The organism is Pseudomonas sp. BO3-4, assembly GCF_034044115.1.
GTDB classification, from domain to species: domain Bacteria; phylum Pseudomonadota; class Gammaproteobacteria; order Pseudomonadales; family Pseudomonadaceae; genus Aquipseudomonas; species Aquipseudomonas alloputida.
The window spans coordinates 2,370,873-2,384,290 of the sequence record NZ_CP139018.1; the positions used below are offsets into that span (position 1 = coordinate 2,370,873).

Genomic DNA, 13,418 nt, shown 5'->3' on the forward strand with positions numbered 1-13,418 from the left:
GGGAAAGCTTTTCCTGATTCAGTAAATGTGGTGACTGCTATTATTGTTTTGGGGTCAAATAAGTTGGGGGATTACTATGAGAATGCTGCTCAGCTTGAGTGTCGTTATCTTCACTATTTGGCTGTCTGGCTGTGATGCTGAGGCACAACTTGTAGCGCCCCCAGCATGTTCATGCACGACGTCAACGATTGCAGACAGGTCCGCAATGATCTCGAACTGCACCTGCGGAGCGTTGCAATGTGTAACCGTAATGGGAGCAAACACCTCAGGTTATAACCCAGACCCTAGAGCGCTCTACTGCAAGTAACTTCACAGTGAGATGCGCCATGGCTTGCTTCTGGGGAAGCGCTTCTCTATGAGCATTGGCACCTCAAGCGATGCGTTCAAGTTGTTGTTGGATGCGAAGGCCAATCCAGCGGACCACAAAGACGGCCTTGCTGTTGCCGATCGCCTTGTAGCGCGGGCCGTCCGGGCATTCATCGGCGGACTTGCCGCGATAGGGGATGCGGGTGTGGTCGCCGGGAAAACCCTGAAGCCATTCGCACTCTCGCGGGGTGAGTCGCCGAACGCCGGTGGAGGCCTGAACCATTGGCTGGCCCCGGCCGGTGCCGTCCTCGCTGGCGTCAAAGCCCTCGGCCTTCAGCGTGTGCGTGATATCGCCAGTGATGCACACTGCTACCTGGCCACCGGCATTGGGATAGCTGGCGCCATGGCCCATTGCGCGTAACGTTGGCGCCACATCTCCAGCGTCGGCGCCGTGGTCCTTGCAGCTGAAGGCGAGCAGGGCGTTTTCTTGGCCGCTGTTCCGGCCTAGGGCGAAGGCCTGATCATCAAGGACGCATGGATCCTGCGTGCCATGGACAACGAAGCTTTCGACCTCGAAATCACACTTCTGACCTTTGGCAACCAGAGTCGCTGCGACATCAATCGAGCCTCCGGTCCTCCCCCCGCCAAATGCAGATGTTTGAAGGTATCCGGCTAGGGCTTCGTCTGTGCCGGGAAAGCCTCCGCCTTCAGTGCGAGAAGCAAGGGTTCCGGCAATATCTTGCCCCTCGCCTCGGCGCGGCGGAGTATCCCGACGCAGGCCTTCGCGCTCAAAAAGTACTTCGAGGGGATCGAACCCAGCTCTAGCACTTGCGACAACGAACACACGGCGGCGTCGTTGGGCCAGGCCGAAATATTGGGCATCCAGAATCCGCCATGCGGCTGTTCGCGTGGGTCCATACACACAACCAGCGTCCTTCCATTTGCCCCCTGGCGGTTGGAGTTCTTCGGATTCGCCCACCAGGGCGCCGAGGAAGCAGCCAAACGCGTTGCCTTTGTCGGAGAGGACGCCGGGGACGTTTTCCCAGGTGCAGATGGCTTCGGGCTCGCCGCGCATGGTTCGAACATGGTCAATTGCATCGAGGAGCTCCACGTATTTGATGGTGAGGGCGCCGCGGGGATCGGCCAGGCCTTCGCGCATGCCGGCCACGCTGAAGGCTTGGCAGGGTGTGCCGCCGACCAGAACTTCGGGCGCCGGGATCTTGCCGGACAGCACCATGGCCGCCAGGCGGGTCATGTCGCCGTGGTTCGGCGTCTCCGGGTAGTGGTAGGCCAGCACGGCGCAGGGGAATGGTTCGATCTCGGCGTACCAATCGGCACGCCAGCCCAGCGGGTGCCAGGCTACGGTCGCAGCTTCAATTCCGCTGCAGACGCTTCCGTAGGTGATGGGCATGATGATCCTCTCGAGCTACTCGCACAGCCCGTAGGATGAGGAGCAACTGTTCTGGTTATCGGTGCGGGCGATCAAGTCGACCATGTCGAACTGGCGCCCGCCGCGAGCGGTGTTGGCCCAGTCGACCATTCGGTCAATGCCGTGGGTGTCGGCGGTTATGTTGTCGTTGGCGCGAACGGTGGGATCGTTGGTAGAAGTGAAGAACGTGGCCGATCCTCGCTTACATGCGATGCTGACCAATCGTTCCCACTCCCGCACCCTAGCGACTTCTTCTGGCCACCTGGCGGCGATCTCTCGCAGCTCATCCTTCGCGCACATGATGCAGGGCATGCAGCCGACTCGATTGCAGCCCTGTAGATAAAGCGGATTTGGCTTGATGCCGGCTGCACGGTGCGCCTCGAATACTGCTTCCACCGGCCATTTCAGAATGGGGCGGTAGTTGAACAGGCCGCCGCCGACCTCATCGCACTCAGGCAGGTATCTCCTGCTCAGCGACTCATCAGCTCGCACGCCCTGCCAAGACAGCACAAGGTTCTCGCCGGTCATCAGCGGCATGAAAACGTCCTCAATGATCGGGTTTCGCTTCAGCTCGTCCGTGCAAAATCGGGCCTTGGTGCTGGGGAACCGGCCTTTCCAGAGGCACATGTCGAGGAACGGGTTGCCCGTGGGGTGCAGCACTTCCAGGGCGGCCAGAACCACCGGCTCTGGCACTCCCTTTTCGCGCCACTTGGTTTCGATGAACTTGCGCTTGCTGGCGATCTGCCGGGCAAAGTCGGCCTTTACCCAGCGGATGGGCACACCGACGGCCTCGGCCAGGTAGTGCACGTAGTCATAGGTGGCAGGGTGTTCGTGCCCGGTATCTGCAAACACGGCGCTGAGGTTCGGCACCTCCAGCTCGCGGGCGACCAGTAGGGTGGCCGTGCTGTCTTTACCGCCACTCATGCTGACGATGTTGTATTCGGCCATCGTGTGGTCCTTGCGTGCAGGCGCCGCTCTCGCCGAGGAGGCGCAATTCTGATTGGGCTACAGTTGAGCTGTTGATTGGAGGGCAGCTGATGCTGAAAATCGGTGAAGACACAGCCTGGATAGGCGATTACTACGACTACATCCGTGACGGGTGCGCAAAAGAGGCGTACGCATTGCTGATCGGAACCCTCGTCTGCATGAAATCGGTCACCTGCTACCGGAAGCGTCAGGGTGAAGTGCGCTCAGTAGGAATCGAAGTTGATGGAGAGTGCTGGTTTGCACTCATGCCGACCCAGGGTTGGCTGACATTCCAATGGCGACCGCCTGTGACTAGGGCAAAAAGGTACAGCGCGGCTCATGTTCGTGCACAATTCCCGGACAGCTTCACACTCCCCCAGGATGAGCACTGGGCGGTGCGGGTCAACACGATCGAGGATGCTTTGCTGTTGCTTCTGATCCTCGACCTGAGCTGATGCCGGGAGGCGTTATCGTTGAATAGGGGTGATATGCTTCGCCGCTTACCAGAAGGAGAGTGGTGATGCTTTTGCGTGAGGGGCTTCGAACGTTCCAGCTATGGTTCAATCCGAAGCGCAGACGGTGGACTGGCGTGATGCTGATCGCGCTTGGGGTGGTCGGGATGTTTCTCAACCCGGAAAGCCGGTGGACCGTGGTGTTAGGAACAGGGATCTATTGGTTCTTCACGGCTTTACCACCAGTACTTGGCGGCAAGCGCTAAGGCACCGATAGCTGAAGTACGAGAACTTTGAACTTCTGAGAAGCCTGATGGCTCTGAGCCAGTCCCGCTAAGCACAGGGCAAGGCGGCCTCTCAGAGATTCAGTCATGTTTTCGGAAGACTTCTACGGCGTGTTCCTGGTTGCCGAATCGGTATTGGCATTCACCGTGCTGGCAGTCGCATACCATTGGAACCGAGGCGCTTAAGCCCCTGGAGTTATCCAAGATGAGGGCGCCCCTCTTTCGGGTGGTGGCATTTTGATGTCGTATCGTGTTTGATGCTGCACAGGCCTTCTATGGAGAGAACCGGAGTGCTGACTATTGGCGTGGTTGAAAGGATTAACCAGGATCGTATCGCAATCTGGGTGGAGGAGCAGAGCGCCTACACCGTCATTGCGTTGCAGTCGACTGCCCAGATCGAGCAGGGCGATGTCATGTGCTGGCGTGATCGATCCTCTACGGGATCATGTAATTACTGGAACGCGACCAAAGGCTGGAATGCTGAGGTGAGCGTGCAGGCTCAGGATGTCGCGATTGATCTGCTAGGACAGCATCTCAACTGGTGACATTGGCGTGTGCTGGAGTGTTCCAATCCTGCCACCTACGGAGAAGCGTTGTCGTTGAATATGGGCAGGCGCTGACGGGCGGCGCCGTCTGGGTGAATGTGGCAGGCAGGTGATATGCTTCGCCGCTCACCAAACAAGGATGGTGGTAATGGGGTTGCGAGATCGAGGAAGATCGCCAAGATCAGGAGCTGCCGCGATGAAGACCCGAACGGCATCATTCATAGGGCTCGCGATTTGGATAGCGTTTCTTTGGCTGGGAAAGCCATCTGCGTCGTTGATCAGCTATTCTGTGCCGTTTGGAATTGCTCTGATCGCCACAGGCCCCCTCGAACTGATCCCAGATCGTTGGCACAGGCTTAATTTCCTCGTCAATGCCCTGGCGACTGGATTCTTCTTTGTCAGCATAATGTTTGCGATAGTGGCAATCTCTTTCGCCCTGTCATTGAGCACAAGCGAGCGTTCGATTTTCTGCCTTGCTGGATGGGCAACGCTGTTGATTGTCTACCATTTCGCAATCCCTCGGCTGAAGCGGTCGCCGTTTCACCGACTCAGCCAGGATAGAGGGATGTACAGCTCTCCAACGGATGACGATAAACGGAACTGAGATCAGATAGGCCAATGCCTGAGCAGATTAGTCGCTGGCGGGCAGCGCAGGAGGGTCAGGCCGCGCGTCGAATTTTTTCGGCGCGGCGCTCAGCCAGCTTGAGTCGAAGCGCTTCCTTGTAGCTGGCCTTGGCCGCTTTCATGGTACGAGCCCACTCGCCTGCGACCTCAACAGTCTCGTAGGGCGACCAGTGCGCGAAACGGGTAGGCCTGCGATGCTCGCAGTAGGCGCTGCCGCGTGGGTAGCGCACCATCCGGTATTCATAGTCTCCCCAGGTGCCGCGCTGCTGGATCTGGGGCTGGTTGATCCCGAGGAAGTGGGCGAAGCCGTCATAGCATTCGCACTCGTCGAGATAGGCATCGAACTTGGTGTACTTTCGCGGAGGCGGCGGCGGGGGAAGCTTGGCCAGCGCAAACTGCTTCCCTTCAGGCGTTGCCCGGTACACCACGTCATTAGCATCACAGAAGGCCGGCGCCTTGCCGCGCGTCATCAGTCCAGCCTCTACGAGTACATCCAGGTTATTGGCGTCGTCATAGCCTGGGCTGGTGAGGAAGTGGTTTCTTCCGCCAGTTCGGCAGCTTGGATTTAGTCCCAGGGTGTGCCAGAGCAGGTTGAGCTGCTTCTCGGTGGCTTCGATCATGACTTTCTCCATGCATGCGCCGCCCTCCGTGGCCGGATGCGGCATGGTGGCAATTTGGTTTGGGATGGGGTATTGGTATCTATTTAAATCGGGACTGGTAAAGCATGAATAACGCTGCGCGGAGCCTAGATGTCGAATCCTTCCAGCAGTTCCAAGGCTTTTTGGAGGGGTGCTCTGGCCGGACAAAGTGGGCCTCAGTTAACGCAATTTCCCACCTTCGAAAGTCCGTAGAAATTTCGAGCATTGACCCGGCTATGGCTGCGTTTCGAGCCGTGTGCGCGGAAGAAGAGGCCGCGACTGCATTGATAAACTCACTGAAAGAGGTGGGCTATGAGGGCGCAGAAAAACTCTACTTCCGAAAACACGAAGATAAGCATGCCGTAGTTCTATTTGTAGGTACGGTCATGCAGTGGTTTCAAAACCGTAAGGCGCAGGCAGGCGATCAGTTTGGCCAGCACCGAATTTTTTTGATGACATTGATGGCCGCAACGGCCTACGTTTAGCTATACAACTCGGCCGCTCGAATACGGCGGTTCATCCGACACCCCCTTTGCATCTCGTGGTGCAAGGGGCGAGGACGCTAGCGGAAGAATTTCAGGATGAGATGAAGTATCTCCTAGGGCTTGAGAAGACCCACGAGATCAGACGGCTAATAGATCAACGAGCGAATTTCAGGAACACGCTCTTATATGCAACTCCTACAGGCATTCCGAAACCTGTTGGGGACGTTAAAGGGTTCATAGATAATCAAATTGGGATCGTTAACCATCTGCTGATAGCCTTGGCATTGATTGACCCATGGCGGCTGCCGAAGTACCCCCTATCGGGAATAGTTTCCGTGTCAATCGATGTTTTTGTGGATCTCATGGATCGAGTCAGAAAAGACAAGGCCTGAGCTCGGGCCTAAGAATCTCGTCCCCTGGATCCTGCTGAATCATCAGCATGCTCTTCTGGTCGAAGGCCCGGGCCAACTTTGGCGAGATGCTGATCTTATGCCGCGGCGGGGTGAGAAACTTCGCCGCGTGCAGCGCGCCCAGGGCGTGAATGCCGTTGATCAGCGCCTCGATCATCTGGCTGTATGTGGCGTCGGCCCAGCCGCAGATAGCTCTCAGGTGCTGTCCGGTTCTCTTCCGGGCTGACAGCCGCAGCGGCTCATTCCGCGCCACAGAACGGTGAGCCTCGATTTCGTGGCGCGCAATCCGGAACAGCGCGTGATGCCCGAGCGCTTCGATGTGATGAATCATCAGCGTCATCGCCTCGCCCTGTTCCTCGATCCCGGCCCACTCCATCAGCTCCAGCAGGGCCTGCTTAGTCCCTGGTCGAACCTTCAAGCGCAGGTCTTCTTCCTGCAGGCGCTCGGCCTTCTCGCGCCGTCGCTTGTCGCGCTCTTGCGATGTCATCGCCATACGGCACCTCCTTCAATCCGCTGGGCGGGATGTGTATGTGCAGCTGGCGGCGACGCTGCTGCGTTAGCTTCTGGATGCGTCTCATGGGTGGCACACCTCAATGGGCGTTTTCTTCGTCGAGCCAGACGGCATAACCACCAGTAGACGCTTGTTTCCTCGGTATACGCCCCAAGGCTGACCAGTGGATCTGGCCATGGCCGCCGCGTACTTCACGGCGGGCACAGGTTGCGACATCGTGGCGATCATGGCCTACCCTCGATTCCGCTGGAGCGGGAAGTCAATGTCGAACTCGGCAATGATGCGCGCGAACCTGCAGTTACCGATGCCCAGCTCCAAAGTCACGCCCCACCGGGACTTGCCGGCATCACGCAGGGCAATGATCTTGTCGGCGAGTTCACGATCCTCCTGGCTCGGTTCGGCCTTTACCTTCGTCGGTCTGTCCGGCTTCGGTGGAGTGAAGAACCTGAATCCTCCCCGCGCTGCTACGCCCCAGAGAGCGGTCTTGGTTTCGCCCAGGAGCTTTGCGACCTCGCCACAGGTCATGGTCTTGGCGAGCTCTTCTACCTGAGCTGTGCGCGCCTTGGCGCGGCTTTTACGCTCGCCGCCGCGCTCCTGCTTGACTGGCTTGACCCGCTTCGGCTTCGGCTCAGGGTGATGGCGCTGCCGGAATGGCACGTACTGGAACCCCTCCAGCACAATGATCCGGCCGCCAGACGAGAAGAAGGCCGCTTTAGCGGCCTCCAGGTCGATTGATTGGTTCATGGTCACCTCATGCAGCGATTCCGAGCACGCGATTCATGCGCTCGTCGAGGATTTCGTAGAAGGTCTTCACGCGCTCGGACAGCTTGCGGATCATCGCCTCGTCACGGTAGGCGCGCTTCACGAACAGAGGCATGCCCGGCCAGTAGCAGATAAAGTCGATCCACTCGCGCTCCGATACCCACAGGCCGCCCTGGCACTGGGCAACGTGCTCTTTCGGGATCTCGCCGCCCAGGATCACGTCCACCTGCAGCTTCGGCAGCTTGGTCTTGATCTCGGTCAGGCCCTTGTCGCCTACCAGGGCGTCCGGCGAGTAGCCCATTCCGTGGTTGAGTATTATTCCGACCTCGGTCGTTTCGACCTCCTCGCTGTCGCGGTAGAGGTTGCGAGCAACGCCTTCCAGCTCATGGCCTCGCTCGGTATGCCGATTGCCACTGAACGGATCGGCCGCTTCGCCGGTGATACGTTCGCCGATCAGCGTGTTCATGTAGGTGAATGCGCCGGCGCCGAAGCCGGCTTCACCCTTGCCGTTCACGAGCAGGCAGTCCAGTTCACTGCAGGTGATGATGCCCAGGCGCAGGTCTAGCCAGGCCTGAGTGCCTTGTTCGACATCTGAGATGATCTGCATGGTTTACTCCTGCGGCCGGCTGGCCGACTTGGTGAGGCGAGCGAGCACAACGTCGAACTCGGATTTGTAGACGTTGGCAGCGCAGCCGTACTTGGCGGTGAAGTTGTCGACCAGGACTTGGCTGCATTTTTTCAGCAGCCCATCGAGTTGGGCGGCTTGGCGCGGTGTGATGACCGGCTCATCAGGCACTTGCATCGGTACGGCTCCTTGGCCGTCATCGTCTTCGCCAGTAGTGGTGAAGTTCAGAAGAGCGCCGGCCGTGTAGCGCTTCCCGTAGCTGACAGAACTGGCAACGGCCTGGACGGCATTCTTGCTGCCGGTAGCATCGGCTGGCAGGAGGATTGATGTGGTTTCCCTGTGGCCGTCTCGATGACTAAGCACGCCCTCAACCTCGATGCCTTTGTCGGTGCGTGGAATTCGGAAGGTGAGAGCAAAGCCGTGCTTCGCCAGGATGGGCTTCAACTCTTCGTTGATGTCCTCCCATAGGGCGTAGGTAGATTGGACGTTCTTGTACTTGTCCTTGATTGCGCCGCGCTCACGGATAACCGGAAGCTCTTCCTGCATGGCGGCTAGCGCGGCATCGAACGCTTGCTGCGCCTGTTGTGCTTGGTGCTGGCGGTGCATCGCCATCAATCGCTCCATCTTGTCGATGTCTGCATTGGGGGACATTGCGACTTGCTGGATGATCTGCAGGATGGTCGCCGACTCGGCGGCTACAGCCTGTGGCTGGGAATGGGTTTCGACCCTGGCTACTTGGCTCATGGCGACCTCAGAAGTTGATGGTGATGTTCGGGACTTCGCGGCGGGCGATCTTGAGAACGATGGCCCTGGCCAGCTCCTCGGTGATGTTCAGTGACATCAACGCTGTTTTGGCCTCGCCCATGACCTTTGCCTTGTGGGCTTGGTCGCGCTCGCGGGCCTCTTGCTGGCGGAGGATCTCAGCGGCCGCAGCATCGGCCCGGCGGCGTTCTTCCAGGCGCGCCTGCTCGGCTGCCTCCTCTTGCCGTCGAGCGGCGTCCTGGCGCTCCTGCTCCATTCGCTGCTCGGCCGCAACGCGGTCGGCCTCGGCCTGAATGCGAGCGCGCTCGGCTTGCTCGGCCTGCAGCTTGAGTTGCAGGCGCTGGTTCTCGGCTTCGCGCTCTTGTGCGGCAGCCTGGTCGAGCAGTTCCTGCTCGCGGCGGGCTGCGGCTTCACGCGCTGCCTGCTGCTCTTGGGCCACACGCTGACGCTCGGCCTCTACTGCGGCCTCCTGTGCCGCTCGGATGCGGTCCTGCTCGGCGCGCTCTTCTGCCTCGCGGCGCAGGCGGGCCAGTTCGGCCTGTTCGGCGTCGTGCTTCTGGCGGGCGACCAGGGCGGCCTGCAATGCATTCAGAGAAGCCTCTTTGGTCCGAGCTGCCTCAGCCTCGAATTCCTCCCACGCTTCGCCCAACTGGAACGCGGAGAGCTCGCTGAGGCGCGCCTGCAGTTGCTCGGCATCCAAGGTGCCAAGCTCGGCGGCCAGGTCCTTCATACGGTTGATTGCGTCGTTGTGGCGGTCGATCCGAGCATCCTCGGCGGTTTCCCACTCGGTGAGCGGCCGGCGCGTCTCGTCCCGTAGCGCGTCCATTTTGGTCACGAACTCGCGCAGCTCGGCCTCAACGACCTTCGGCATTTCCTTGAGCCGGCGCAGGTAGTCGCGGCCAGGCTTCTCGACAGCGGTCTTCGACTTGCTGACCTTCGCGGCCAGGCTGGCGATGCGCTCGCGGCCCTTGCGGGTGGTCAGATCGGGCACTTCGCCTTCGACCTCACCCTTTACCAGGTTGATGAATTGCTGAAGGCCGCCGGCCACGTAGATGGCCGGGGCGTTCGCCTCGCTGATCTCTTCGATCTTGATCAGTTTCTGTTGTGCGGACATTGGTACACCTCGCGCCAGGCCGGCGCCGTCAGTAGGAATAGGGGAAATGCCAGGTCACGCCCGTGATGTAAGGCCGAACGCCCTGGCTGTCGGTGATGGTTGCGCGCTCTTGCCGGCTTACGCTCCCTTGCGGGCACGGTTATCCCCCGAAGGGGCCCGCCGTACTCGGGCGTCTTGCGTCAGCAGGTAATGCAGCCAGCGAGGGCGCTGGCGAGCATGAAGAATGTGCAGGCGAAGAGCATGGAGAAGGAGCCGCGCCAAGCCGCGATGCGGCGGGCCCGCTGGTAGCTGGTCATTGTTGAAGAGCCCTCAGCTTTTCCTCGCGCGCCTTGATTGCGCAGTCAGCATGCTGGGTTCGTCAGCCGCCTTGATAGCGCTCGAAGTGGCCGGCGCCCTTGGCCACGTGACCGCCGCAGCGGTAGCAGGTGCCTTGGAATCGGTTCCTCATACGCGGACCTCATATCCTACGGTCCACTCGCCACACATCCACCAGCTGCGGCTTACTGCCTCGGGGTTTTCGATGAAAGCGTCGGCAGCGGCTTTCTTGGCGTCGAACAGAGTCGGGCCCTTGAACAGCATCAGCACCCGGTCGGCCGGCATGGCCTGAGCCTCGGGCAGTTCGGCGATCTGCTCGTCGATGAGCGTTTGAACGATTTGCGTGGTCATGCAACCTCCTTGCGCCCATCAACGATCTTGTTGAGGCGCCCGCAGTAGTGGTTGAACTCTTCGATGGTGATGCGCTGGTCGGCCAGCATTTCAGTGAGGAGCTTGAGGACCATGGCCTGCCAGGACAGTGGCGTCTCCGGGTGAGCCATGGCCTCAAGCTCTTCGTCGATCAGTACGTGAGGGCTTTTCATTGAGCCTCCTCGGCCTGGGCCAGCACTCCTTCTTTGGCGAAGGGGGTGAGCAGCTGGCGGGCGATCTCTTCCAGCGCCGACTCAGGGTTGGCTACGCTCAGGATCTCGTCGGCTGCCGCTGCGGCATCGCTGATGACCTTGCAGCACGCCGCTAAGACCAAGCGGCCCAACACTGAGTTGCTGATATCCGACTGGCCCAGCTGCCCCATAACGAACTCATCCACCGCCTGGGCGAAGCGCTCATAGGTGACACCCTGCTTCGGGCGCATCCGGCGCTGGAACACTACGTCGCGGCGCGCCATCAGCTCGGCGATGCCGTCGTCGATCCAAGTGGATTCCGCGTCAGCTACTTCGCTCACTGCTGGCGGCATCCGGTTGTCGTACTCAAACTGAGCTGCTCGAAGTGCGCCCATGGCGTCCTCCTGGTGGTAATGCGGCCGCATTGGCCAGGAGCCAGGCGCGGGTGACCAAACTCACCGTGAAAGGTGGCCTGGCGCCTGCCAGTGCGGTCGAATGTTGGGAAGGGGATAGGAAAGAAACGGGTCTTGCTGAATGTGGGATGAATCAGAAGAGGAGCCGGCGGTAGAGGCCTACTCTGAGCCGCCGGCAATAAGAATTTTCACTCTACGATGCAGATCCAGCGGTGGTTATGTCGGTACGGCGCTCTGGTAAATGCGACGTCTGAAACTAGGAACATACCGCGCTTCTGGAGCGCTTCGGTAAGTTGAGCGAGTGTCTCTGCTTCGATAGTCATTGCTGTTACCTCGTCAGATTTACTGCGTTCATAAATCCTGACCCAGTAGGCAACTGTTGGATTCAATATTTTTGACTCACTTACCTTCGCGACGCCGCGTGAGCACTCGATTTCCCGTCTGGCCCTGTCGCCAAGGCCAGCCAGTGAAATCTGTGTTTCCTCGCTGCTCGCACTGTGCCAGGCACCGACGCCCGTTCTGAGGGCATCCCGGCAGGGAGCGGTTGCAGCGCAACCCTTGGCCCGCTTGACGCTTTCAGTGAGGGAGCGCGCCGCATGGCTTCGAGCTGGCCAGTTCCAGAGCTGGCATGGGGATCGAATTTATTGCTCGCGCTGTGCCGTTGCCGGGATCGATCCGCGAGGTTCTCATAATGTGAAAGAGCGGCGGCCGGTGTGGGCCTCTGCAGTCCCTGGTGAGTGACTGCGTGTTGAGGCAAATATCACGCATCGTGTTTTATGCGTCAACACAAAATGTGTTTATTTTCTCGAGGCCGGCAGGGCCTACGCGTCTAGTCGACAATCAACCACCCGAGCGCCCAAGCTCACCGGGGAGTCATAATTTATTGCCTTGACGACACATGGAGTGGGAGGAGGTGGTTGGACTGCTGACCGTAACTGGCGGCCTTGAGATGACGATGTTGGCGTCAAATCGAGTGGGAAATGCAGCGCGATGATTACTACAAGCTTCCTTTTGACGAATTCGAAGTACTGGAATAAGAAGCGCTATTCTAAATGGTACAAAAAAGCCCGCACTGTGCGGGCTTGCTGGAAGCTTTAGTAAATTTCGCTGAGAGGGTGCAGAGCGATCAAGCTTCGACTTTTACCTTTCGATCATGCAGTATCGGGCATGTTCAACCTTGCGAATTTGTCCTAAAGTATCTGCTTAGATGCTGATGTTAGGTCAGTGTCTATCATTTCGCGAGCCTGTGAGATAGAAAGTTTCGGGATGATAGACTTTGGGATTCTTGAAGTTGGCGAAAGGTTGTACACCTTGAATTCTTCGTTTACCACGTCAGAGGACATCAACTTTAATGACGGTAAAATTCGCTGTTCAAAGTGCTTGTCTAAGCCGCAAGGTGATATGACTGATGCACCATTCTCGTAGAATCTTCCGGCGGACTGGTTCAGATCAACACCAACAAGAAAAACCTTTGAGAATCCTAAATGATATGCAATCTGGAGTGCTACATATGCAATGGTTCTCGCATCAAAATAGCCGTACTCCATATTTTTGCTGAAGCCTATGGAGCGTCCTCGTTTACTCCAGAGTGCCCAGCTACGCGCATGATGATTTTCGCGTTTAAAAATTGCTTGCATGAGCGGAAGCTCAGGTGCTTTCTCAAGAAAAAAAATTTCTCCTGATGGAGGCTTTGCTAGCTTTTCCGCCTCGGTTTTCCATATGGCTATTCGCTTTGAGCGCTGGATCGCCATTTCATAGAGGTGAGGTTGTTGCAGGCGAAAACTAGTATCCGAGCAGACATAGAAAAAAGGCTTAATATCGGAGCCTGCGAACATTGCAATGGCGCCGTTCATTGTTATAATTGGTATATCTGAAAATTGCTCTAAGGGAAAGTCCTTTGCTGATTTTCCGGATGCAATTATAAAAACCGGGCCTTGCGCTATTTTACGGCACGATTCGAAATTTTTAACCCGGGGACTAGTACCCTCTTGATTAGCAATTGCCATTTCCATTGTGACTCATACATCCTGTTGACGGTAAACTGACCAATTTAGGCATTATTATTCCATGAATCCAATAATTTTAGTGTGGATTCTCGGTGTGTGGGCGCAGCTTAATTAAAAGAGCCAGATTTGGGCGGCGTTTTTAGATAGGGGGCCGCGAGACTTGCGGCCGAGTTGATACTAGTGAGTCTCATAGTGCACTCCATGTGTTGGT

General features: G+C 58.1%; 17 protein-coding genes. 5 read left to right on the forward strand and 12 right to left on the reverse strand.

Annotated elements, in window-relative coordinates:
* Positions 1-370 precede the first annotated feature (370 nt).
* Both REH59_RS10880 and REH59_RS10885 read right to left on the reverse strand, forming a co-directional pair.
* Positions 371-1,717 (reverse strand): DNA cytosine methyltransferase, encoded by a 1,347-nt coding sequence (locus REH59_RS10880; protein WP_014859787.1) that lies wholly within the window; start codon positions 1,715-1,717, stop codon positions 371-373.
* Between the two features lie 15 nt (positions 1,718-1,732).
* Entirely contained in the window at positions 1,733-2,683 is a 951-nt protein-coding gene (locus REH59_RS10885) for a phosphoadenosine phosphosulfate reductase family protein (RefSeq protein ID WP_014859788.1), read from the reverse strand.
* A gap of 89 nt (positions 2,684-2,772) precedes the next feature.
* Here REH59_RS10885 and REH59_RS10890 point away from each other — a divergent pair, with 89 nt between their 5' ends.
* The 4 genes from REH59_RS10890 (at position 2,773) to REH59_RS10905 (ending at position 4,586) form a co-directional block, all read left to right on the forward strand.
* On the forward strand, positions 2,773-3,156 hold the full coding sequence (locus REH59_RS10890) for a hypothetical protein (protein ID WP_014859789.1): 384 nt from the start codon (positions 2,773-2,775) through the stop codon (positions 3,154-3,156).
* 65 nt (positions 3,157-3,221) lie between these two features.
* Entirely contained in the window at positions 3,222-3,419 is a 198-nt protein-coding gene (locus REH59_RS10895; RefSeq protein WP_128573605.1) for a hypothetical protein, read from the forward strand.
* Between the two features lie 308 nt (positions 3,420-3,727).
* On the forward strand, positions 3,728-3,982 hold the full coding sequence (locus REH59_RS10900; RefSeq protein WP_014859790.1) for a hypothetical protein: 255 nt from the start codon (positions 3,728-3,730) through the stop codon (positions 3,980-3,982).
* Between the two features lie 196 nt (positions 3,983-4,178).
* Positions 4,179-4,586 carry a hypothetical protein gene (locus REH59_RS10905; protein ID WP_128573606.1) on the forward strand — a complete coding sequence of 136 codons (408 nt, stop codon included), beginning with the start codon at positions 4,179-4,181 and terminating at the stop codon, positions 4,584-4,586.
* Between the two features lie 55 nt (positions 4,587-4,641).
* Here REH59_RS10905 and REH59_RS10910 read toward each other — a convergent pair whose 3' ends face one another.
* Complete coding sequence (locus REH59_RS10910; RefSeq protein ID WP_128573607.1) at positions 4,642-5,226, reverse strand: hypothetical protein; 585 nt, start codon at positions 5,224-5,226, stop codon at positions 4,642-4,644.
* A gap of 104 nt (positions 5,227-5,330) precedes the next feature.
* Here REH59_RS10910 and REH59_RS10915 point away from each other — a divergent pair, with 104 nt between their 5' ends.
* A complete protein-coding gene (locus tag REH59_RS10915; protein ID WP_128573608.1) occupies positions 5,331-5,729 on the forward strand; it encodes a hypothetical protein in 399 nt (132 codons plus the stop codon).
* A 372-nt stretch (positions 5,730-6,101) separates the two neighbouring features.
* Here the strand turns inward: REH59_RS10915 and REH59_RS10920 are convergent, their stop codons facing one another.
* The 9 genes from REH59_RS10920 to REH59_RS10960 form a co-directional block, all read right to left on the reverse strand.
* Entirely contained in the window at positions 6,102-6,632 is a 531-nt protein-coding gene (locus REH59_RS10920; protein WP_014859793.1) for a hypothetical protein, read from the reverse strand.
* 249 nt (positions 6,633-6,881) lie between these two features.
* The gene (locus REH59_RS10925) at positions 6,882-7,394 is read right to left on the reverse strand and encodes a hypothetical protein (RefSeq protein ID WP_014859794.1); all 513 of its coding nucleotides are present in this window, start codon (positions 7,392-7,394) and stop codon (positions 6,882-6,884) included.
* A gap of 7 nt (positions 7,395-7,401) precedes the next feature.
* Positions 7,402-8,019 (reverse strand): lambda exonuclease family protein, encoded by a 618-nt coding sequence (locus tag REH59_RS10930; RefSeq protein ID WP_014859795.1) that lies wholly within the window; start codon positions 8,017-8,019, stop codon positions 7,402-7,404.
* A 3-nt stretch (positions 8,020-8,022) separates the two neighbouring features.
* Positions 8,023-8,781 (reverse strand): ERF family protein, encoded by a 759-nt coding sequence (locus REH59_RS10935; protein ID WP_014859796.1) that lies wholly within the window; start codon positions 8,779-8,781, stop codon positions 8,023-8,025.
* 7 nt (positions 8,782-8,788) lie between these two features.
* On the reverse strand, positions 8,789-9,913 hold the full coding sequence (locus REH59_RS10940) for a hypothetical protein (RefSeq protein WP_014859797.1): 1,125 nt from the start codon (positions 9,911-9,913) through the stop codon (positions 8,789-8,791).
* 444 nt (positions 9,914-10,357) lie between these two features.
* Positions 10,358-10,579 carry a hypothetical protein gene (locus REH59_RS10945; protein ID WP_014859798.1) on the reverse strand — a complete coding sequence of 74 codons (222 nt, stop codon included), beginning with the start codon at positions 10,577-10,579 and terminating at the stop codon, positions 10,358-10,360.
* A complete protein-coding gene (locus REH59_RS10950; RefSeq protein WP_014859727.1) occupies positions 10,576-10,770 on the reverse strand; it encodes a hypothetical protein in 195 nt (64 codons plus the stop codon). The genes REH59_RS10945 and REH59_RS10950 overlap by 4 nt, the downstream gene beginning before the upstream one ends.
* A complete protein-coding gene (locus tag REH59_RS10955; protein WP_014859799.1) occupies positions 10,767-11,183 on the reverse strand; it encodes a hypothetical protein in 417 nt (138 codons plus the stop codon). The genes REH59_RS10950 and REH59_RS10955 overlap by 4 nt, the downstream gene beginning before the upstream one ends.
* Before the next feature lie 1,208 nt (positions 11,184-12,391).
* A complete protein-coding gene (locus REH59_RS10960) occupies positions 12,392-13,213 on the reverse strand; it encodes a lipopolysaccharide biosynthesis protein (RefSeq protein ID WP_245150117.1) in 822 nt (273 codons plus the stop codon).
* Positions 13,214-13,418: the final 205 nt, after the last annotated feature.